Origin of the sequence: Gilliamella sp. wkB171 (assembly GCF_001693755.1) — a bacterium.
Lineage (GTDB): Bacteria > Pseudomonadota > Gammaproteobacteria > Enterobacterales > Orbaceae > Gilliamella > Gilliamella apicola_F.
This window is the reverse complement of sequence record NZ_LYST01000025.1, coordinates 103,401-122,727: the sequence shown is the minus strand read 5'-3', so window position 1 is coordinate 122,727 and position 19,327 is coordinate 103,401. Positions and strand designations below refer to the sequence as shown.

Annotated in this window: 28 protein-coding genes; 25 read left to right on the top strand and 3 right to left on the bottom strand. The window is 37.4% G+C overall.

All coding sequences use genetic code 11. From position 1 onward, the window contains the following. Positions 1–21 precede the first annotated feature (21 nt). Positions 22–588 (bottom strand): peptidylprolyl isomerase, encoded by a 567-nt coding sequence (locus A9G03_RS02730; RefSeq protein WP_065634440.1) that lies wholly within the window; start codon positions 586–588, stop codon positions 22–24. Between the two features lie 251 nt (positions 589–839). On the opposite strand from A9G03_RS02730, the gene A9G03_RS02725 reads away from it, so the two are divergent. From A9G03_RS02725 to robA, 3 genes are all read left to right on the top strand, one after another. After that, positions 840–1,511, top strand: a complete 672-nt coding sequence (locus A9G03_RS02725) for a phosphoribosyltransferase family protein (protein WP_065798340.1) — start codon at positions 840–842, stop codon at positions 1,509–1,511. Between the two features lie 109 nt (positions 1,512–1,620). Next, complete coding sequence (nfuA, locus tag A9G03_RS02720; protein ID WP_065634541.1) at positions 1,621–2,196, top strand: Fe-S biogenesis protein NfuA; 576 nt, start codon at positions 1,621–1,623, stop codon at positions 2,194–2,196. Positions 2,197–2,281: 85 nt separating this feature from the next. Then, positions 2,282–3,196, top strand: a complete 915-nt coding sequence (gene robA / locus A9G03_RS02715) for an MDR efflux pump AcrAB transcriptional activator RobA (protein WP_065634442.1) — start codon at positions 2,282–2,284, stop codon at positions 3,194–3,196. Between the two features lie 22 nt (positions 3,197–3,218). Here robA and trpR read toward each other — a convergent pair whose 3' ends face one another. Beyond that, on the bottom strand, positions 3,219–3,503 hold the full coding sequence (gene trpR, locus A9G03_RS02710; RefSeq protein WP_218056877.1) for a trp operon repressor: 285 nt from the start codon (positions 3,501–3,503) through the stop codon (positions 3,219–3,221). An 11-nt stretch (positions 3,504–3,514) separates the two neighbouring features. Continuing rightward, a complete protein-coding gene (gene sltY / locus A9G03_RS02705; protein WP_065798339.1) occupies positions 3,515–5,455 on the bottom strand; it encodes a murein transglycosylase in 1,941 nt (646 codons plus the stop codon). Between the two features lie 162 nt (positions 5,456–5,617). Between sltY and iscR the strand changes: the two genes are divergently transcribed. From iscR to rplX, 22 genes are all read left to right on the top strand, one after another. Next, positions 5,618–6,073: a Fe-S cluster assembly transcriptional regulator IscR gene (gene iscR / locus A9G03_RS02700; protein WP_065634445.1), complete on the top strand. Its 456-nt coding sequence runs from the start codon at positions 5,618–5,620 to the stop codon at positions 6,071–6,073. A gap of 38 nt (positions 6,074–6,111) precedes the next feature. Beyond that, a complete protein-coding gene (locus A9G03_RS02695; protein ID WP_065634446.1) occupies positions 6,112–7,326 on the top strand; it encodes an IscS subfamily cysteine desulfurase in 1,215 nt (404 codons plus the stop codon). Positions 7,327–7,341: 15 nt separating this feature from the next. Further along, on the top strand, positions 7,342–7,728 hold the full coding sequence (iscU, locus tag A9G03_RS02690; RefSeq protein WP_065634447.1) for a Fe-S cluster assembly scaffold IscU: 387 nt from the start codon (positions 7,342–7,344) through the stop codon (positions 7,726–7,728). After that, on the top strand, positions 7,728–8,051 hold the full coding sequence (gene iscA / locus A9G03_RS02685; protein ID WP_065634448.1) for an iron-sulfur cluster assembly protein IscA: 324 nt from the start codon (positions 7,728–7,730) through the stop codon (positions 8,049–8,051). Before iscU ends, iscA begins: the two co-directional genes overlap by 1 nt. A gap of 14 nt (positions 8,052–8,065) precedes the next feature. Next, positions 8,066–8,584, top strand: coding sequence for a Fe-S protein assembly co-chaperone HscB (hscB, locus tag A9G03_RS02680; RefSeq protein ID WP_065634449.1), 519 nt, complete (start codon positions 8,066–8,068; stop codon positions 8,582–8,584). 37 nt (positions 8,585–8,621) lie between these two features. Next, a complete protein-coding gene (gene hscA / locus A9G03_RS02675; protein WP_065798338.1) occupies positions 8,622–10,481 on the top strand; it encodes a Fe-S protein assembly chaperone HscA in 1,860 nt (619 codons plus the stop codon). A 14-nt stretch (positions 10,482–10,495) separates the two neighbouring features. Continuing rightward, positions 10,496–10,834, top strand: coding sequence for an ISC system 2Fe-2S type ferredoxin (fdx, locus tag A9G03_RS02670; protein ID WP_065634451.1), 339 nt, complete (start codon positions 10,496–10,498; stop codon positions 10,832–10,834). 191 nt (positions 10,835–11,025) lie between these two features. Continuing rightward, a complete protein-coding gene (locus A9G03_RS02665) occupies positions 11,026–12,117 on the top strand; it encodes a PfkB family carbohydrate kinase (protein WP_065634452.1) in 1,092 nt (363 codons plus the stop codon). Beyond that, on the top strand, positions 12,114–13,049 hold the full coding sequence (locus A9G03_RS02660) for a pseudouridine-5'-phosphate glycosidase (protein ID WP_065634453.1): 936 nt from the start codon (positions 12,114–12,116) through the stop codon (positions 13,047–13,049). The genes A9G03_RS02665 and A9G03_RS02660 overlap by 4 nt, the downstream gene beginning before the upstream one ends. Positions 13,050–13,422: 373 nt before the next feature. Beyond that, positions 13,423–13,734, top strand: coding sequence for a 30S ribosomal protein S10 (gene rpsJ / locus A9G03_RS02655; RefSeq protein WP_006120582.1), 312 nt, complete (start codon positions 13,423–13,425; stop codon positions 13,732–13,734). A gap of 31 nt (positions 13,735–13,765) precedes the next feature. After that, entirely contained in the window at positions 13,766–14,392 is a 627-nt protein-coding gene (gene rplC / locus A9G03_RS02650) for a 50S ribosomal protein L3 (protein WP_065634454.1), read from the top strand. 16 nt (positions 14,393–14,408) lie between these two features. Continuing rightward, complete coding sequence (gene rplD, locus A9G03_RS02645; protein ID WP_025314384.1) at positions 14,409–15,011, top strand: 50S ribosomal protein L4; 603 nt, start codon at positions 14,409–14,411, stop codon at positions 15,009–15,011. Then, positions 15,008–15,310 carry a 50S ribosomal protein L23 gene (gene rplW / locus A9G03_RS02640; protein WP_034885052.1) on the top strand — a complete coding sequence of 101 codons (303 nt, stop codon included), beginning with the start codon at positions 15,008–15,010 and terminating at the stop codon, positions 15,308–15,310. The genes rplD and rplW overlap by 4 nt, the downstream gene beginning before the upstream one ends. A gap of 18 nt (positions 15,311–15,328) precedes the next feature. Next, positions 15,329–16,153 (top strand): 50S ribosomal protein L2, encoded by an 825-nt coding sequence (gene rplB, locus A9G03_RS02635; protein ID WP_065562943.1) that lies wholly within the window; start codon positions 15,329–15,331, stop codon positions 16,151–16,153. Between the two features lie 19 nt (positions 16,154–16,172). Continuing rightward, positions 16,173–16,451, top strand: coding sequence for a 30S ribosomal protein S19 (rpsS, locus tag A9G03_RS02630; protein ID WP_024496505.1), 279 nt, complete (start codon positions 16,173–16,175; stop codon positions 16,449–16,451). A gap of 13 nt (positions 16,452–16,464) precedes the next feature. Further along, entirely contained in the window at positions 16,465–16,797 is a 333-nt protein-coding gene (rplV, locus tag A9G03_RS02625; RefSeq protein WP_034884235.1) for a 50S ribosomal protein L22, read from the top strand. Between the two features lie 14 nt (positions 16,798–16,811). Further along, positions 16,812–17,549 (top strand): 30S ribosomal protein S3, encoded by a 738-nt coding sequence (gene rpsC, locus A9G03_RS02620; RefSeq protein ID WP_065634455.1) that lies wholly within the window; start codon positions 16,812–16,814, stop codon positions 17,547–17,549. 12 nt (positions 17,550–17,561) lie between these two features. Further along, the gene (rplP, locus tag A9G03_RS02615) at positions 17,562–17,972 is read left to right on the top strand and encodes a 50S ribosomal protein L16 (protein WP_025314389.1); all 411 of its coding nucleotides are present in this window, start codon (positions 17,562–17,564) and stop codon (positions 17,970–17,972) included. After that, positions 17,973–18,164: a 50S ribosomal protein L29 gene (rpmC, locus tag A9G03_RS02610; RefSeq protein ID WP_065634456.1), complete on the top strand. Its 192-nt coding sequence runs from the start codon at positions 17,973–17,975 to the stop codon at positions 18,162–18,164. A gap of 1 nt (position 18,165) precedes the next feature. After that, positions 18,166–18,426 carry a 30S ribosomal protein S17 gene (rpsQ, locus tag A9G03_RS02605; protein ID WP_025314391.1) on the top strand — a complete coding sequence of 87 codons (261 nt, stop codon included), beginning with the start codon at positions 18,166–18,168 and terminating at the stop codon, positions 18,424–18,426. Between the two features lie 194 nt (positions 18,427–18,620). Beyond that, positions 18,621–18,992, top strand: a complete 372-nt coding sequence (gene rplN / locus A9G03_RS02600; RefSeq protein ID WP_025314392.1) for a 50S ribosomal protein L14 — start codon at positions 18,621–18,623, stop codon at positions 18,990–18,992. Positions 18,993–19,002: 10 nt separating this feature from the next. Next, positions 19,003–19,317, top strand: a complete 315-nt coding sequence (gene rplX, locus A9G03_RS02595) for a 50S ribosomal protein L24 (RefSeq protein ID WP_065634457.1) — start codon at positions 19,003–19,005, stop codon at positions 19,315–19,317. The last annotated feature ends 10 nt before the right edge of the window (positions 19,318–19,327 follow it).

The following is a 19,327-nucleotide window of genomic DNA, read 5'->3' as shown; positions in this document are numbered from 1 at the left end:
TAGATATCTAACGTGGATAAATTACTTGTCTTCAATCACAATTGCTTTTTTAATATAAATGGGTTCAACAGGAACATTTTGGTGAGGTCCCATACGTTTAGTTGGTACCGCGGCAATTTTATCAACCACATCCATTCCTTTAATTACTTTACCAAATACTGCATAACCATATTTTTCTGGTGATTGATAATTAAGAAAATCATTATTTACTAGGTTAATAAAAAATTGGCTGGTTGCACTGTTGATTTCACTGGTTCTTGCCATTGCAATAGTGCCACGATCATTTTTTAGACCATTATTTGCTTCATTTTGAATTGGAGTAGTATTATCTTTGAATTTTAATTGATCATCTGCGCCCCCACCTTGGATCATAAATCCAGGGATAACACGGTGGAAAGTTAGATTTTCATAAAATCCGCTTTTGACATAATCAATAAAATTTTTGCTAGAAATAGGCGCATGTTCGCTGTCTAATTCAATTTCGATATCACCCATACTGGTTTGTAATAGTACTTTTGTATCAGCATAAGCAAAAGTAGAGGCTATTGTTAACAATAATGAAACAAATAACATTTTGATTTTATTCATATATTAAATTCCTTATCCAATTTAGTTGGCAGATTATACCGAATATTAAACTATTTTAAATGACAAATATGTAAAATAAGATAAAAATTTGAGTTTTAGCTCACAATGATACTTTTCTATATCTCATATCTTATTTGAAGTTGTTATCTTTAATGAACTATTAGCATTACCCAAATAAAAGTAATTAAATAGAAACATTTAAATGCCACATTTATTTTGTTGAATTTTATTTCGAAATAGAATGAGAACTTATGCGTTGTATTTTATGTGATATGCCATTAGCTTTAAGCCATCATGGCATTTGTTGTCAATGTGTGAACAATTTACCTAAGTTAAATAAAGTGTGTCAGCAATGCTGCTTACCACACTCTTTATTTACTGAGATCTGTTACCGTTGTCGAGACAATAAACCTCAGTATGATAAACTTATAGCAGTGAGTGATTATATTAATCCATTAAAAAAACTCATTCACCAGTTAAAGTTTTATCATAGAACTGAATTTGCTTTAGCATTAGCTAGATTGATGTTTTTAGCATGGTATCAACAACGAGAAGCACAGGGGTTAATGAAACCCGATTTAATAACATGTGTTCCATTACATCATTTACGATATTGGTCTCGTGGTTATAATCAAGCCGAATTATTGGCCAACCCCATTGCTAAGTGGTTAGGTCGTGATTTTTATCCGCATTTATTATGTCGTAAACAGCGAGCTTTAGATCAAAAAACACTTTCATTGCAACAACGAATTGATAATGTTGATACCCTCTATTTTTGTCGCGAAGATCTCACTAATCAATCTGTTATGCTGATAGATGATATAGTCACTACCGCCAATACTATTAATGTTATTAGTCAACAATTAAAAAACTGCGGTGCAATAAGTGTTCAAGTCATTTGTTTGTGTCGCACAGTATTGTAAAATCATAAACAATCCCTATAATAACCAACAGAGTTAGTCAACTATTATAATCAGTGATGCTCATAATTATTCATTGAATAACCGGCATCAAAGTGAGGGGTTTATGTCTATTATTACCATTTCTGAAGCAGCTCAACAGCATTTTAAAAAATTGCTTGCTAATCAAGCGGATGGAACACAAATTCGGGTGTTTGTTATCAATCCTGGTACCGCAACAGCGGAATGTGGCGTGTCATATTGTCCCGCTGATACTGTTGAAGAGAGTGACATTGAAGAAAAGCAAGATGGTTTTTCAGTTTATATTGATGAGATCAGTGCTCCATTTTTGGAAGAGACAGTGATTGATTATGTAACCGACGAACTTGGCTCACAATTAACATTAAAAGCACCAAACTCAAAAATGAAAAAAGTGGCAGATGATGCACCGTTAATCGAGCGTGTTAATTATCTGATTCAAGCTCAAGTTAATCCGCAACTTGCTAGCCATGGTGGTCATGTGAGCTTGGTTGAGTTGACAGAAGATAATTATGCCATATTACAATTTGGTGGAGGTTGTAATGGTTGTTCGATGGTAGATTATACCTTAAAAGAAGGAATCGAGAAGCAGCTACTTGCCGAATTCCCAGAATTAGCGGGGGTGAAAGATATTACTGAACATCAAGCCGGAAGCCACTCTTATTGTTAAAATAATTTCTAATTTAATCTTGCTTATTGCTAAGATTAAGTCATAATCAAATGCTATTTGCCAGTTCACTTTATGATGGGGTTTTATGAATCAAGTTAGTATTATTTCAGATCTTATCGTTTGGATTGAGAAAAATCTGGAGCAGCCATTATCTATTGATAATGTATCGCAAAAATCAGGTTATTCTAAGTGGCATTTACAACGAATGTTTAAAGAAGTAACTGGTCAAGTGCTTGGTACTTATATTCGTCATCGAAGGTTAACTTATGCTGCACTTTCTTTACGAATGACCAGTAAACCGATATTAGATATTGCAATGCAATATCGGTTTGATTCCCAACAAACCTTTACCCGTTCATTTAAGAAACAATTTAATGAAACTCCGGCAAGTTATAGGCGTAGTGAGTATTGGGATCCAACAGGATTAACGCCAGCTATTGAACTCAATAAGACGCGATTGTCACTGCCTGAACCAACATTTGTCACTATGCCTAAACAGACTTTTTGGGGAATTACTTATAAAAATAACTGTAATTTAAGTAAATTATTAGATGAAGAGATTAAATTAAGAGTGCAATTTTTTCATAATTATTTAACGCGTTATGCTAATAAAAATGAAGCGTTGCCAGAAAGAATTTATGCATTTAATCGAATACTAAAAAGTAAAGATAATGCCAATGAGCAAGAACTTTTTTATACTATTGCATTAGAACACAATAATAACCTTGAACATATTGAACAATTTGTAAGTGAAGGTGGATTGTATCTTTGTTTTAAATATTTCGGACCGCCAGAAAATTTTAAAGATTTTATTTCGCAAGTCCACTTGGCTGCTATGCCAGCATTAAAAGTTCGTTTACGTTCAGGGTGTTTAATTGAAATTCATCATAATTTGCATGATGATTCGGTTAAATCAGTCAAAAATCTTCAACGTATTGAATGTGATTATTGTGTGCCTGTCATTACAGAAAATGAAATTCGCCAAAAAAATGGTGGATAAAATTGTTTCATTCCCTTTTTTACTAGTCATTTAATAAGTTTTGTTCTAACCAATATTTAAATTCAGGTGAAGCTTCTTTTAGACTATTTGAACCACGAGTGACAGTGGCAATACCAATGCCAAGCTGTTCTTTTAATTGACGCTGATTAATTGAACCATCTAACAAAGCATGGACAATTTTTACTCGGGTAATTAACGCATCTCGTTCATCGGCGGTTAATAGGAGTTTTAATATATCAAGCGAATAGCCATCATTAAATGCTTGATGTAATATTTCAACGGTTTGTTGCCATTCTTTATTTTTCATCTTGTTCGTCATTAATATTGTTGGTTAAATTCAATTGTAGTTAAAATCCCTACGTTTTCTTGCTTTAAAATGGTTTTGTAAATGTAATCATAAGTTAATACATTTTTCACGTAATTACGGGTTTCGGTAAAAGGGATACTATCAATAAATGAGACAGCATCAAGTTTACCGCCACTTTTATTAAGCCATTTTTTTACACGATTAGGACCGGCATTATAAGCACTAGAGGATAAAATACGATTATTATTATTTTGTAGATATACGCTATTTAGATAGTAAGTTCCAAGTTGTATATTGATTTCGGGATCAAATAATTGAGCAGGGGAGTTATAGGTTACATAACCCATTTTTTTAGCTGTATCTTTAGCTGTAGCCGGCATAAGTTGCATTAAACCACTTGCACCGACGGGAGATTGTATTGTGGTATCAAGTGCGCTTTCTTGGCGCGAGATAGCTAATGCGTAAGAAAGCGGTATAACTTTGTCTTTTAATGCATTGTTATATAAGTTTTGATACATAATTGGGAGCCTTTCTGTCCAATTATCCCATAGTTTTCCTGAGATTGTTGCTTGGATACTGAGATCGCCCCATCCTTTTTGGTAAGCGTATCTGGCTAACTGTAAATAATCATTATTAGGTTGATTCCTTAATACATATCGCCATTCACGATTTGATTCTGATATCATGCCTAAAAAACGCAATTCATTAATTCTTTTAATAAATGCTTGAGTGTCATATTGAGTATTTAATTTGCTACGTTCAGCTGCTGAAAGGTCTTGCGATAAATTGACAAGTATATAAGGTTGATTAAGTGTTTGTGCACTAATCATACCGTAAAAGCCTCGATTATTGCTTAATGTTTGTAAAATGGTATGGGCTTGTTCACGTTGATTATTGTTAAGTAGCACGCGTGCTTGCCAATATTGCCAATCGTCTTTCAATTGATCTTTTGGATCAAGCTGTGTTAACCAATAAGCAATATCTTTAAAATCGTTGTTATCAATCGCGACACGGATACGTTTTTCAACTAATGGCGTGTCATGTGTTTTGGCAATAAAATTATCACGCCACTCAATTTGTTGCTGTGTTGCTGAATCATTAAAGAAACGATCAGCCAAGCTTTTTTGTAGAACAATTTGCTCTTCTTCAGTTAATGCTTGTTGCTCAATAAGTTTTGGTAAAATTGCTTCGGCCAAATTCATATCAGCTTTCGCTAAACGTGCAAAGGAAGCAAGAACAATTTTTTTAGTAAATTTACTCGCTGTGATATTTTTTGAAAATTCACTTAATTTTTGTGGATTATCAAATAGAGCAAGTAAATGACTTTTTGTGGTTTGATAACTATTATCCAGTGTGTTCGCTAAATATCGTGCCAGTTTTATGTTGTTGGACTCAAGGGCGAGTTCAATGCGTAATAATATCATATTTCCGGTCTGTTTACCGGTTTGTGACCATGCATTAATTAGCGAGTCACAGGCTGAAGGCAGTTCTTTGCCTGTCATCCATAATGATTCAACTTCATTGTAAATCGACTCATTATTACTATTTTGTTGTAATTGGGCATAGAGATTTCGGCAATTTGCTGCAGGAGACCCATCTTGTGGAAAATTGACAATCGTGTCCCAATCTTGGCGATTCGTCAATTCTGTCAGGTAAGCTTGTATCAATGAAGAAGTTAACGGAAAATCATTATATTGCGTGATGAAATTTCTGACTAATTCTGGTGAAACAACTTTAATATTACTTTGCAAAAATTGTACAGCAGCATAAGGATAAAGGGGATAAGTTTTTAACTCGTTTAGCAAAGCTTGTTGTTCTTCAAAACTTAATGATTGATAAGAATTGGTCCATTTTTGATAGCTAGCGCGCAAGTTAGTCTGAGCATTGCTTGCAAAAGTGCTATTGGCTATTAGTAAAGTTATCAATAAAAAAGAACGCAATACTAAACTCATCCTTTAACTCCGGTAGCAAATTAGCTTATTAGATTAGCATATTTTAGCGTTATTCGTCGATAAGCAACGTATATTTAATTCCTAGTAAAATAGTCAACTAAATACTTGACTAAACTAAAAGGATATATACAATACATCCAAAATATAAAGAGGAGATGATCAATGAAATTGACTTCAAAGGGGCGATATGCGGTAACAGCAATGTTGGATGTAGCACTACATTCAAGCTCTGGTCCGGTTTCACTTGCTGATATTTCAGAACGTCAGGAAATCTCATTATCTTATCTTGAACAATTGTTTGCGCGTTTACGTAAAAATGGCTTAGTACTAAGTGTTAGAGGACCAGGTGGTGGTTACGTGCTAAGTCGAAGTATGGATCAAATTGCAATTAGTTCGATTGTTAAAGCTGTAGATGAAACAGTTCACGCCACAAAATGCCACGGCCAAAATGGCTGTCAAGGTGGTGTTAGATGTTTAACTCATAGTTTATGGAATGATTTAAGTGAACGCATTGATGACTTTTTAACAAGCATTACACTAAGTGAATTAGTGAATAATAAGGAAGTTAAAGCGGTAGCAGACCGTCAAAGTCACATACAGCAAGTTAGGATTAACTAATAAATATATAATACAGAATTTGTAATTGGGAGTAATAAATGAAACTACCTATTTATATGGATTATGCAGCGACAACGCCGGTTGATCCTAGAGTAGCTGAAAAAATGATGCAATATCTAACACTCGACGGTATATTTGGTAATCCGGCATCTCGATCTCATAAATTTGGATGGCAGGCCGAAGAAGCGGTAGATATTGCTAGAAACCAAATTGCTGATCTAATTGGTGCAGATTCACGAGAAATTGTGTTTACCTCTGGCGCTACAGAAGCCGATAATTTAGCTATTAAAGGGGCTGCCCATTTTAATCAAGCCAAAGGTAAACATATCATTACCTGTAAAACTGAACATAAAGCCGTACTTGATACCTGCCGTCAACTTGAACGAGAAGGCTATGAAGTGACTTATTTGGCCCCTGAATCTAATGGAATATTGGATTTAGATAAGCTTGCAGCTGCAATGCGTAGTGATACAACTGTTGTATCAATTATGCACGTTAATAATGAAACAGGCGTGGTTCAAGATATCGAAAAAATCGGTGAAATGTGCCGTGAAAGAGGCATTGTATTTCATGTTGATGCAACGCAAAGTGTCGGTAAATTACCGATTGATTTAACAAAGTTAAAAGTGGATCTTATGTCATTTTCTGGACATAAAATTTATGGTCCTAAAGGCATTGGTGGGCTTTATGTAAGACGTAAACCTCGTGTTCGTATCGAAGCACAAATGCATGGTGGTGGTCATGAACGTGGTATGCGCTCAGGCACGTTACCTGTGCATCAAATTGTTGGGATGGGCGAAGCCTATCGCATAGCCAAAGAAGAAATGGCTACTGAAATGCCGCGACTATTAGCACTTAAAAACCGCCTATGGAATGGTTTAAAAGATATTGAAGAGGTTTACTTAAATGGTTCGTTAGAGCACAGTGCACCCAATATCTTAAATGTTAGCTTTGCTTATATTGAAGGCGAATCATTGATGATGGCTTTAAAAGATTTAGCTGTTTCATCTGGCTCTGCTTGTACTTCAGCTAGTTTAGAACCTTCATATGTTTTGCGTGCATTAGGATTAAATGATGAACTGGCTCATAGTTCAATCCGTTTTTCATTAGGCCGTTTTAGCACTGAAGAAGAAGTGGATTATGTAATTAAACTAATCAAAAATTCTATTGGCAAATTGAGAGATTTATCGCCACTTTGGGAAATGTTTAAAGATGGCGTTGATCTAACAAAAATTAAGTGGTCAGCCCATTAAAATTAGGAGCAAATTATGGCATATAGTGAAAAAGTCGTTGATCATTATGAAAACCCACGCAATGTTGGCTCTTTCGATCAAAATGATCCTAATGTTGGTAGTGGTATGGTTGGTGCGCCAGCGTGTGGCGATGTAATGCGATTACAAATCAAAGTGAATGATGCTGGTATTATTGAAGATGCTAAATTCAAAACTTATGGTTGTGGTAGTGCAATAGCATCCAGCTCTTTAGTCACCGAATGGATTAAAGGTAAATCGTTAGATGAAGCGCAGGCGATTAAAAATACTGATATCGCAAAAGAGCTTGCATTGCCACCTGTTAAAATTCACTGTTCAATTTTAGCCGAAGATGCAATTAAAGCCGCAATTGATGACTATAAAACTAAGAAAGGGCAAGGTTAATGGCAATCACATTAACAACAAGTGCAGCAAATCGAGTTCAATCCTTTTTGGCTAATCGCGGAAAAGGTGTTGGGCTTAGGTTAGGTGTAAAAACATCCGGTTGTTCAGGTATGGCTTATGTCTTGGAATTTGCTGATGTGATTAATGACGATGATAGCGTTTTTGAAGATAAAAATGTCAAAGTGATCGTAGATAAAAAAAGTTTAGTTTATATTGATGGGACAGAGCTTGATTTTGTCAAAGAGGGTCTAAACGAAGGCTTTAAATTCAATAATCCTAATTCTAAGAATGAATGCGGTTGTGGCGAAAGCTTTAATGTCTAGTTGGAGCTATCATTATGGATAATTACTTTGAGTTATTTCAGTTACCTGTACAGTTGCCGGTTGATTCAAAACAGTTAGCGCTTCATTATCAACAGTTGCAAAGACAATATCACCCAGATAATTTTGCGACCGCAAATGACAGTGAAAAATCGGCTGTTGTACAAAAATCGGCTAAAATTAATGATGGTTATCAAATATTAAAAAATCCGATCAAAGCGGCTGAATATTTTTTATCGTTACAAGGTTTTGATATTGCAGCAGAACAGAGCATTATTCATGATGCCGATTTTTTAATGGAACAATTTTCTTTGCGTGAAAGGCTTGATGACATTGAAAATCAAGCTAATTTTACCTTGTTAGATGATTTTCATGCAGAAATTATTGAACGTGAAAAAACAGTTTATAATCAATTATTAGCGCTCATTTCTAAACAAGATTGGCAAACTGCAGTTAATCAACTCTATAAAATCCGTTATCTCACTAGATTGATTGAACAAATCGAGAAGTTACAAGAAAAGCAATTTGCTTTATAATTTTAAGATTAGTCGCACGTCAACAGAGATAGATTAAATGGTATTATTACAGATCAGCGAACCAGGACAAACACCAGAACCCCATCAACGTCGTGTGGCGGTAGGCATTGATCTTGGTACTACAAATTCACTCGTCGCAACAGTTCGTAGTGGACAATCCGAAGTATTACCTGATTTAGACGGTAATGCTTTATTGCCATCAGTTGTTCATTATGGCATCGATCATGATGATAATCCAATTATTACCGTTGGAAAGAATGCTAAAGATAATGCTGCCAATGATCCCAAAAATACAGTAAGTTCTGTTAAAAGATTAATGGGCAGAAGTTTATCCGATATTCAATTTTCTCATTTTCCCTACGCATTTTCACAAACTGAAAATGGCGTACCTTTATTAAATCTACCCAATGGCCAAGTTAATCCGATTCAAGTTTCAGCCGAAATTTTAATTGCTTTAGCCAATAGAGCAAAACAGACATTACAAAGTGAAATTGATGGCGCTGTGATTACCGTTCCGGCCTATTTTGATGATGCTCAGCGGCAAGCAACCAAAGATGCTGCAAAGTTAGCTGGATTGCATGTACTTCGTCTTTTGAATGAACCAACCGCCGCCGCGATTGCTTATGGTTTAGATTCAGGTAAAGAAGGTGTGATTGCGGTTTATGATTTAGGTGGTGGTACGTTTGATATTTCTATCTTGCGCTTACATAAAGGGGTGTTTGAAGTATTAGCAACGGGCGGTGATTCCGCACTTGGTGGTGATGATTTTGACCGATTACTTGCAGATTATTTAAAAAAACAAGTCGGTCTAGAAAATAACACTGATCCCCATATCAACCAAAAAATTATCGATGAAGCGGTTAAAATCAAAATTGCACTGAGCCAGCAAGATTCAGTTTTAGCTAATATAGAAGGTCAATCTTTAACTATAACGCGTGAGCAATTTGAAACGTTAATTGAACCGTTAGTCAAACGCACATTGGCGGTTTGTCGCCGTGCACTAAAAGATGCTCAGACTGATGTAAGTGATATCGTTGACGTTGTGATGGTCGGTGGTTCTACTCGCGTACCGTTAGTTCGTGAACTTGTCGGCGATTATTTTAAAACTGAACCACTAACTTCGATTGACCCAGATAAAGTTGTTGCTATTGGTGCAGCAATACAGGCGGATATACTCGTTGGCAATAAGTCAGATTCCGACATGTTATTGCTTGATGTTATTCCCTTGTCTTTAGGGATAGAAACAATGGGTGAATTGGTTGAAAAAATTATTCCACGTAATAGCACCATTCCTTGTGCGAGGGCGCAAGAATTCACAACCTTTAAAGACGGACAAACGGCGATGATGATTCATGTTTTACAAGGTGAACGTGAAACTGTTGCTGATTGCCGATCACTTGCAAGATTTACGTTAAGGGGTATTCCTCCTATGCCAGCAGGTGGAGCGCATATTCGAGTTACCTTTCAAGTCGATGCAGATGGTTTATTAAGTGTTACTGCAAAAGAGAAATCAACAGGTGTTGAAGCGGCGATTCAAGTTAAGCCATCTTATGGTCTAACAGATAAAGAAATCGCGTCCATGATTCAAGATTCTATTAGCTATGCACAGCAAGATAAACAAGCAAGGATGCTCGCAGAACAAAAAGTTGAAGCCGCAAGAGTACTTGAGAGTTTGCAAAGTGCATTAGATAAGGATGCCGATTTATTAAGTGAAAATGAACTGGACCAGATTTTAGCAGCTAAGCATCAATTACAAGCAGTAACTGAATTAGATGACAGTTATGCTATTGAAAAACAAATAAAAGTTGTTGATAAAGTAACACAGGAGTTTGCTGCTAAGCGAATGGATAGATCAATTCGTCATGCTTTAACTGGTCATAAAGTTGATGATATTTAACTAACGAGATTATTATGCCAAAAATTACTTTTTTACCTAATGCCGATCTTTGTCCTGATGGATTAACTGTCGAAGCAGAAGAAGGCGAATCTATTCTAGAAGTTGCTTTACGTAATGATATAGAAATTGAGCATGCTTGTGAAATGTCTTGTGCTTGTTCAACTTGCCACTGTATTGTTCGAAAAGGATTTGATTCACTCGAAGAAAGCGATGAACAAGAAGACGATATGTTAGACAAAGCTTGGGGTGTTGAGCCGCATAGTCGCTTAAGTTGCCAAGCTCGAGTGACCGATGAAGATCTTGAGGTTGAAATCCCAAGATATAGTCTTAACCACGCTAAAGAAGATCATTAATCAGTCGCCTTTATGGCGACGCCTATTTACTTATTATTTGAGATTTTAATTTTTTCTATTTCCCTTTGATTTTGATATCTTTTTGATTATTGTCACATTTTTCTTATCAATAATAATACTTTACTATTAACTTGATTATCGTTTTGATATAGTTGATTTATAGACATGTGCTGAAAAACAAACAGGTGTTTATGAATCATAGAGAAAAGCAAATCTTAACAATTATCCGTAATAATCCGCTTATCCAACAACATACAATAGCTGACATGTTAGGTATCACTCGTTCGAGTGTTGCAGGTTATATTATGACGCTGACTCAAAAAGGCTATATAAAAGGAAAAGGTTATATTCTATCGGAAAATAATCATATTGTGGTGGTTGGTTCGAGCAATATGGATGTGACTGGATATTCAGACAAGAAATTAGTTTATGGTGATTCAAATCCAGGCAAAATTGCTTGTACACCTGGTGGTGTCGGTCGTAATATTGCTGAAAATTTAGCATTATTGGGACAAGATACTCATCTGGTCTCAATGATCGGTGATGATTTTTATGGTATGCAATTGATTGAGCACACGCGAAAAGCTGGCGTTAATATGGATCATTGCCACGTTGTAAAAGGTGATAGTACTTCAACTTATCTTTCCTTATTAGATGAAGCAGGTGAAATGATTCTAGCTATCAACGACATGGACATTATTGATAAGTTAACGCCAAGTTTATTAAATGAGTCAAAACAATTGATTCAACATGCAAAATTATTAATTATTGACTGTAATTTACAATCAGAGGCTTTGGCTTGGTTATTCAGTAACGCAGGTTCAGTTCCTATCTTTGTTGATACCGTTTCGGCTTTTAAATCGCATAAAATAAAAGATTGGTTATCACATATTCATACTTTAAAACCTAACCGCCTTGAAGCTGAAATGTTAAGTGGCATAAAAATTAATAGCGATAAAGACATACCAGCTGTTATTGATTGGTTCCATAAACAAGGCGTGCAGCGTATAGCGATCAGTACGGGTGCTGAAGGTGTTTATTACAGCGAAATCAATGGTGAGCAGGGTTGGTCTGCCTCTATTCCTACAACAATTATTAGCGTTACAGGTGCAGGTGATGCGATGATTGCTGGTCTTGCTCATGGCTATTTGGATAATATGAGTTTTTATCAAAGTGTGAGATTTGCTCAAGCGTGCTCATCTTTAACGTTATCATCTGAATTTACCAATAATCCAAATCTATCTATTAATTGTGTTAAAAATATATTGGAGTCTGTTTCATGAATAATGTATCTACCTATAATCAATATCTCGATATTTCGCCAGAAGTTAAACAAGCGCTTGAAAATAATCAACCCGTTGTTGCTTTAGAATCGACCATTATTTCACATGGTATGCCTTATCCGCAAAATGTGGAAACCGCATTAAAAGTGGAAGAAATTGTCAGAAAAAATGGTGCAATTCCTGCAACAATTGCGGTAATTAACGGTCGTTTAAAAGCTGGGTTATCCAAAGAAGAGATCACCATTCTTGGTAAAGAAGGGTTAAATGTAACAAAAGTGAGTCGTCGTGATTTACCGGTTGTTGTTGCCAATAAACAAAATGGTGCGACAACCGTTGCGGCCACAATGATTATTGCTGAATTAGCGGGTATTCGAGTTTTTGCAACCGGCGGGCTTGGTGGCGTTCATCGCGGTGCTGAGCATACCTTTGATATTTCAGCCGATCTTCAAGAACTCGCTAATACCAGTGTCGCTGTAGTTTGTGCTGGTGCTAAATCAATTTTAGATTTAGGTCTAACAATGGAATACCTTGAAACATATGGGGTACCTGTGGTTGGTTATCAAACAGAAAAACTGCCGTCGTTCTTTAGCCGAACTAGTCCGTTTGATGTTAGCGTAAAACTAGATAGCGCTAAACAAATTGCCGACATGATTAAAGTTAAATGGGATTTAGGTTTAAAGGGTGGCGTTGTGGTTGCAAATCCTATTCCTGAACAATATGCAATGGATGAGCAAATTATTTCCGTTGCGATTGAAAAAGCGTTACAAGAATCGGTTGAGAAAGGGATTAAAGGTAAAGAAACTACGCCATTCTTGTTAGCCAAAGTGGTAGAAATAACAGGCGGTGATAGTTTAGAAGCCAATATCAATCTCGTCTTTAATAATGCTAAATTAGCATCAGAAATAGCAGTAAATTATTGCCATATTAAATAATTACTATTAAATTTTTAGTCTAAGGGAAGGATTGCTATATTTATTTAATGCACTTCCTTTAGGTATTATCGCTTTAGTACCTGTAGCGCTAAAAATATTTGTTTGATTTGTTAAAGTCATTATCCTCACTCTTTATTAATTACTCCTTGCATTAGTTAATTATTTACGTATAATTGACGCACTTTGTTTGTTGAATTTTTGATAAGCAAATGCGTATGAAGATATAATCCTTATTTAATAATATTGAATTATATCAACAATACTCCCGATTTGGGGGTTACGAAAAAGAACGGATTACACTCTCCTGTCAATCGAAACAGGGTAAGAGGAGTAGTCTTTTGTTATAACTTTTAAATAGTGGAGCTCTGGTCTCATGTCGAACCAAAGAATCCGTATCCGGTTAAAAGCGTTTGATCATCGTTTGATAGATCAATCAACTGCTGAAATTGTAGAAACTGCGAAGCGCACAGGCGCACAAGTTCGTGGTCCTATTCCATTACCGACACGCAAAGAGCGTTTTACCGTATTGATTTCTCCGCACGTTAATAAAGACGCGCGTGATCAATATGAGATTCGCACTCACAAACGTCTAGTTGATATTGTTGAGCCAACTGAAAAAACAGTTGATGCTTTAATGCGTCTAGATCTTGCTGCCGGTGTTGATGTGCAGATCAGTTTAGGTTAATCCTAGGCTGAATGATTGAGAGGTCGAAACAATGATTGGTTTAATCGGTCGTAAAGTAGGAATGACACGAATCTTCACCGAAGAGGGTGTTTCTATTCCTGTCACCGTAGTTGAAGTTCAAAGTAACCGCATTACTCAAGTAAAAACGCTTGAAAATGATGGTTATCAAGCTATTCAGGTTACTACTGGCAGCAAAAAAGCAAGCCGTGTAAACAAACCTGAAGCAGGTCATTTCGCTAAGGCTGGCGTTGAAGCTGGTCGTGGTCTATGGGAATTCCGTTTTGAAGAAGGCGAATTTGCTGTAGGTCAAAGTATTAACGTTGATATTTTCACAGACGTTAAAAAAGTTGATGTTACTGGTACATCTAAAGGTAAAGGTTTTGCTGGCGTAACTAAACGTTGGAATTTCCGTACTCAAGATGCAACCCATGGTAACTCTTTGGCACACCGTGGTCATGGCTCAATTGGTCAAAACCAAACTCCAGGTAAAGTGTTCAAAGGTCGTAAAATGGCAGGTCACCTAGGTAATGAACGTGTAACTGTTCAAAACTTAGATATTGTACGTGTTGATGCAGAGCGTAACCTTTTATTAATTAAAGGTGCGGTTCCTGGCGCAATCAATAGTGACGTAATTGTTAAACCAGCAATCAAGGCTTAACGTCGAGGAGATAGAGATGGAATTAGTAGTAAAAGACGCGCAAGCGCTTTCTGTTTCCGAAACTACCTTCGGACGTGAGTTTAATGAAGCGTTAGTTCATCAAGTAGTTGTTGCTTATGCATCTGCTGCTCGTCAAGGCTCTCGCGCACAAAAAACTCGTGCAGAAATCGCTGGTTCAGGCAAAAAACCATGGCGTCAAAAAGGCACAGGTCGTGCTCGTTCAGGTTCTATTAAGAGCCCAATCTGGCGTAGTGGTGGTGTAACATTTGCAGCAAAACCACAAGATCATAGCCAAAAAGTTAACCGTAAAATGTATCGTGGTGCATTAAAGAGTATTTTCTCTGAATTAGTGCGTCAAGAACGTTTAGTTGTGGTTGAAACATTTACTGTTGAAGCACCTAAGACTAAATTATTAACTCAGAAATTAAATGATATGAATCTTAATGATGTTCTAATCATTACCTCTGACGTTGATGAAAATCTTTTCTTAGCAGCACGTAACTTGCATAAAGTTGATGTGCGTGATGTGGCAGGTATTGATCCAGTTAGTTTGATTGCATTTGACAAAGTGGTTATCACTGTTGATGCCGTTAAACAAGTAGAGGAGATGTTAGCATGATTCGTGAAGAGCGTCTGCTTAAAGTCCTGCGAGCACCACATGTTTCTGAAAAAGCATCTATTTCAATGGAAAAAACAAATACATTAGTATTGAAAGTTGCTAAAGATGCTACTAAGAGAGAGATTAAAGCCGCAGTTGAACAACTATTTGAAGTTAAAGTAGATGACGTAAATACGCTTGTTGTTAAAGGCAAAGTAAAACGTCGTGGTCAACAAATCGGTCGCCGTAGCGACTGGAAAAAAGCTTACGTTACTTTAGCAGAAGGTCAAAACTTAGACCTTGCTGGCGTCGCTGAGTAATTCGGAGGAGTAAGAACAATGGCAGTTGTTAAGTGTAAACCTACATCTCCGGGTCGTCGCCACGTTGTTAAAGTGGTTAACCCAGAGTTGCATAAAGGTAAGCCTTATGCACCGTTGCTTGATTCAAAAAGCAAAACTGGTGGTCGCAATAATAATGGTCGTATCACTACCCGTCATATCGGTGGTGGTCATAAACAACATTATCGTATTGTCGACTTTAAGCGTAATAAAGATGGTATTCCAGCAGTTGTTGAACGTTTGGAATATGATCCGAACCGTAGTGCAAATATTGCATTGGTTCTATATAAAGACGGTGAACGTCGTTATATTTTAGCGCCTAAAGGCTTAAAAGCAGGTGATCAGATCCAATCTGGTGTTGATGCATCAATTAAAACAGGTAACTGTTTACCAATGCGCAATATTCCAGTCGGTTCTACCGTGCATAATATTGAAATGAAACCAGGCAAAGGCGGACAACTTGCTCGCTCTGCTGGTAGTTATGTTCAAATCGTTGCGCGTGATGGTGCTTATGTAACATTACGTCTACGTTCAGGTGAAATGCGTAAAGTATTATCTGATTGCCGCGCCACTATTGGTGAAGTGGGTAACTCAGAACATATGCTTCGCGTACTAGGTAAAGCGGGTGCTTCGCGTTGGCGCGGTGTTCGTCCTACTGTTCGTGGTACAGCAATGAACCCGGTAGACCATCCACATGGTGGTGGTGAAGGTCGTAACTTTGGTAAACATCCTGTGTCTCCATGGGGTCAAAAAGCCAAAGGATTGAAAACGCGTAGCAACAAACGTACTGATAAGTATATTGTTCGCCGTCGCAATAAGAAATAATTAATATAGAGGATTAGCTATGCCACGTTCTCTCAAGAAGGGTCCTTTTATTGACCTACACTTGCTGAAGAAGGTAGAGAAAGCGGTGGAAAGCGGGGACAAGAAACCAATTCGTACTTGGTCCCGTCGTTCAACGATCTTTCCTAACATGATCGGTTTGACCATCGCTGTCCATAATGGTCGTCAGCACGTTCCAGTTTATGTTTCCGACGAAATGGTTGGTCATAAATTGGGTGAATTCGCGCCGACTCGTACTTATCGCGGCCACGCGGCTGATAAGAAAGCTAAGAAGAAATAAGTAGGAGAAAGAGATGGAAACAATTGCAAAGTACCGCCACGCTCGTTCTTCTGCACAAAAAGTTCGCTTAGTTGCAGATCTTGTTCGCGGTAAGAAAGTGTCTCAGGCACTGGATATTTTAACGTACACCAATAAAAAAGCGGCTGTACTGGTTAAAAAAGTATTAGAGTCTGCTATTGCTAATGCAGAGCATAACGATGGTGCTGATATTGATGATCTGAAAGTTGCGAAAATTTTCGTAGACGAAGGCCCAACCATGAAGCGTATTATGCCTCGTGCAAAAGGTCGTGCAGATCGAATTTTGAAGCGTACGAGTCACATCACCGTGATCGTCTCTGATCGCTAGGCTGGAGAATAGCAATGGGTCAAAAAGTAAATCCAAATGGTATCCGACTAGGCATCGTCAAGCCTTGGACATCTACATGGTATTCGGGTACAAAGACATTCGCTGATAATTTAGAAAGTGATTTTAGAGTGCGTGAATTCTTAAATAAAGAATTAGCACAAGCATCAATCTCTAAGATTGTAATCGACCGTTCAGCAGAAACTAACGTTCGCATTACTATTCACACTGCTCGTCCGGGTATTGTGATTGGTAAAAAAGGCGAGGACGTTGAAAAATTACGTAATGCCGTAGCTTCTATTGTCAATAAATATAAAGACAAGAAAGAGAAACGTGATGTTGCAGTACAAATTAATATAGCTGAAGTTCGTAAACCTGAACTTGACGCTAAATTAGTTGCTGACAGTATTACTTCTCAGTTAGAACGCCGTGTTATGTTCCGTCGTGCAATGAAACGTGCGGTACAAAACGCAATGAAAGCGGGTGCTAAGGGTATCAAAGTTGAAGTAAGTGGTCGTTTAGGCGGCGCTGAAATCGCACGTAGTGAATGGTATCGTGAAGGTCGTGTGCCTCTACATACTCTTCGTGCTGATATCGATTATGGTACATCTGAAGCATTAACTACCTATGGTATTATTGGTGTTAAAGTGTGGATCTTCAAAGGTGAGATCCTTGGTGGTATGGCTGCCGTTGAACAAGCAGAAAAACAACCTGCTGCTCAACCGAAAAAGCAGCGCAAAGGCCGAAAACAATAAGGAGCGTCGCTGATGTTACAACCAAAGCGTACAAAATTCCGTAAAGTGCACAAGGGCCGCAATCGTGGTCTTGCTGTAAGTACTGACGTTAGTTTCGGTACATTCGGTCTTAAGGCTGTGGGTCGTGGTCGTTTGACTGCGCGCCAGATCGAAGCAGCACGTCGTGCTATGACTCGTGCAGTTAAGCGTCAAGGTAAAATCTGGATTCGAGTTTTCCCTGATAAACCAATTACTGAAAAACCACTTGAAGTGCGTATGGGTAAAGGTAAGGGTAACGTTGAATACTGGGTTGCACAGATTCAACCAGGTAAAGTCCTTTATGAAATGGACGGAGTACCGGAAGAAGTTGCTCGTGAAGCATTTGCGTTGGCAGCTGCAAAACTGCCAATTAAAACCACCTTTGTGATTAAGACGGTGATGTAAATGAAAGCAAAAGAGCTACGCGAAAAAAGCGTTGAAGAGTTAAATACTGAACTTCTTAATTTATTACGTGAGCAATTTAACTTACGTATGCAATTAGCTGGGGGTCAGTTAACACAAACTCATGTGTTAAAACAAGTGCGTCGTAATATTGCACGAGTTAAAACATTATTAACTGAGAAGGCGGGTGCGTAATATGACTACTGAAGTAAAAATTCGTACTCAGCAAGGTCGTGTTATTAGCGACAAAATGGATAAATCTATTACTGTAGCTATTGAACGTAAAGTGAAGCATCCGTTATATGGTAAGTTCATTAAACGTACGACTAAATTGCATGTACATGATGAAAACAATGAGTGTGGTATTGGTGATACTGTAGAAATTAAAGAGTGTCGTCCATTATCAAAAACCAAATCTTGGACTCTTGTTCGAATCGTAGAAAAAGCAGTTAGTTAATCTAATCGATTAAAAACTGTACATAATATAATAAACGGCTCATCGGCCGTTTATTTTATGCTATCCATTTTATTTGAGTGGTGTTATACTATGCGCCCTCACATATGTGGGTTTTTGGTTGTCTATTCTTATCCATGGTAGTTGAGGTGGATGAAGGTAGATTAGACAATAATTTATTTATACGGAGCATTAAAATGATCCAAGAACAGACTAGGCTAGATGTTGCCGATAACTCTGGCGCACGTAGTGTAATGTGTATCAAGGTTCTCGGTGGATCGCACCGTCGTTATGCAGCGGTTGGTGATATCATCAAAGTTACCATTAAAGAAGCAATTCCACGTGGTAAAGTAAAGAAAGGTGATGTACTTAAAGCTGTGGTTGTGCGCACTAGAAAAGGTGTTCGTCGTCCTGATGGATCTGTCATTCGTTTCGATCGCAATGCGTGTGTTATTTTAAATAATAACAGTGAGCAACCGATTGGTACGCGTATTTTTGGACCGGTCACTCGTGAACTTCGTTCTGAGAAGTTTATGAAGATCATTTCATTAGCACCAGAAGTACTGTAAGGAGCGGGTAATGGCAGCGAAAATCCGTCGAGAAGATGAAGTTATCGTGTTAACCGGTAAAGATAAAGGTAAACGCGGTAAAGTAAAAAGCGTTTTGTCTACAGGCAAAGTGATTGTTGAAGGTATCAATTTGGTGAAAAAACACCAAAAACCAGTACCTGCATTAAATCAAGATGGTGGAATTGTTGAGAAAGAAGCAGCTATTAATGTTTCTAACGTAGCAATTTTTAACCCAGCTACAGGCAAAGCAGATCGCGTAGGCTTTCGTTTTGAAGACGGTAAAAAAGTCCGTTTTTATAAGTCTACTAATGAATTAATCAATTAAGTAATTTGGA

Bases quoted from the DNA above. Each gene is read 5' to 3' on its own strand.
- fdx (WP_065634451.1), top strand. From the start codon at position 10,496: ATGCCAAAAATTACTTTTTTACCTAATGCCGATCTTTGTCCTGATGGA.
- trpR (WP_218056877.1), bottom strand. From the start codon at position 3,503: ATGAAAAATAAAGAATGGCAACAAACCGTTGAAATATTACATCAAGCA.
- rplX (WP_065634457.1), top strand. From the start codon at position 19,003: ATGGCAGCGAAAATCCGTCGAGAAGATGAAGTTATCGTGTTAACCGGT.
- rpsQ (WP_025314391.1), top strand. From the start codon at position 18,166: ATGACTACTGAAGTAAAAATTCGTACTCAGCAAGGTCGTGTTATTAGC.
- rpsC (WP_065634455.1), top strand. From the start codon at position 16,812: ATGGGTCAAAAAGTAAATCCAAATGGTATCCGACTAGGCATCGTCAAG.
- rplW (WP_034885052.1), top strand. From the start codon at position 15,008: ATGATTCGTGAAGAGCGTCTGCTTAAAGTCCTGCGAGCACCACATGTT.
- rplV (WP_034884235.1), top strand. From the start codon at position 16,465: ATGGAAACAATTGCAAAGTACCGCCACGCTCGTTCTTCTGCACAAAAA.
- rplD (WP_025314384.1), top strand. From the start codon at position 14,409: ATGGAATTAGTAGTAAAAGACGCGCAAGCGCTTTCTGTTTCCGAAACT.
- sltY (WP_065798339.1), bottom strand. From the start codon at position 5,455: ATGAGTTTAGTATTGCGTTCTTTTTTATTGATAACTTTACTAATAGCC.
- A9G03_RS02695 (WP_065634446.1), top strand. From the start codon at position 6,112: ATGAAACTACCTATTTATATGGATTATGCAGCGACAACGCCGGTTGAT.
- rpmC (WP_065634456.1), top strand. From the start codon at position 17,973: ATGAAAGCAAAAGAGCTACGCGAAAAAAGCGTTGAAGAGTTAAATACT.
- rplP (WP_025314389.1), top strand. From the start codon at position 17,562: ATGTTACAACCAAAGCGTACAAAATTCCGTAAAGTGCACAAGGGCCGC.
- A9G03_RS02665 (WP_065634452.1), top strand. From the start codon at position 11,026: ATGAATCATAGAGAAAAGCAAATCTTAACAATTATCCGTAATAATCCG.
- A9G03_RS02660 (WP_065634453.1), top strand. From the start codon at position 12,114: ATGAATAATGTATCTACCTATAATCAATATCTCGATATTTCGCCAGAA.
- robA (WP_065634442.1), top strand. From the start codon at position 2,282: ATGAATCAAGTTAGTATTATTTCAGATCTTATCGTTTGGATTGAGAAA.
- rplB (WP_065562943.1), top strand. From the start codon at position 15,329: ATGGCAGTTGTTAAGTGTAAACCTACATCTCCGGGTCGTCGCCACGTT.
- iscU (WP_065634447.1), top strand. From the start codon at position 7,342: ATGGCATATAGTGAAAAAGTCGTTGATCATTATGAAAACCCACGCAAT.
- rpsJ (WP_006120582.1), top strand. From the start codon at position 13,423: ATGTCGAACCAAAGAATCCGTATCCGGTTAAAAGCGTTTGATCATCGT.
- A9G03_RS02725 (WP_065798340.1), top strand. From the start codon at position 840: ATGCGTTGTATTTTATGTGATATGCCATTAGCTTTAAGCCATCATGGC.
- hscA (WP_065798338.1), top strand. From the start codon at position 8,622: ATGGTATTATTACAGATCAGCGAACCAGGACAAACACCAGAACCCCAT.
- rplC (WP_065634454.1), top strand. From the start codon at position 13,766: ATGATTGGTTTAATCGGTCGTAAAGTAGGAATGACACGAATCTTCACC.
- hscB (WP_065634449.1), top strand. From the start codon at position 8,066: ATGGATAATTACTTTGAGTTATTTCAGTTACCTGTACAGTTGCCGGTT.
- rplN (WP_025314392.1), top strand. From the start codon at position 18,621: ATGATCCAAGAACAGACTAGGCTAGATGTTGCCGATAACTCTGGCGCA.
- iscA (WP_065634448.1), top strand. From the start codon at position 7,728: ATGGCAATCACATTAACAACAAGTGCAGCAAATCGAGTTCAATCCTTT.
- rpsS (WP_024496505.1), top strand. From the start codon at position 16,173: ATGCCACGTTCTCTCAAGAAGGGTCCTTTTATTGACCTACACTTGCTG.
- iscR (WP_065634445.1), top strand. From the start codon at position 5,618: ATGAAATTGACTTCAAAGGGGCGATATGCGGTAACAGCAATGTTGGAT.
- A9G03_RS02730 (WP_065634440.1), bottom strand. From the start codon at position 588: ATGAATAAAATCAAAATGTTATTTGTTTCATTATTGTTAACAATAGCC.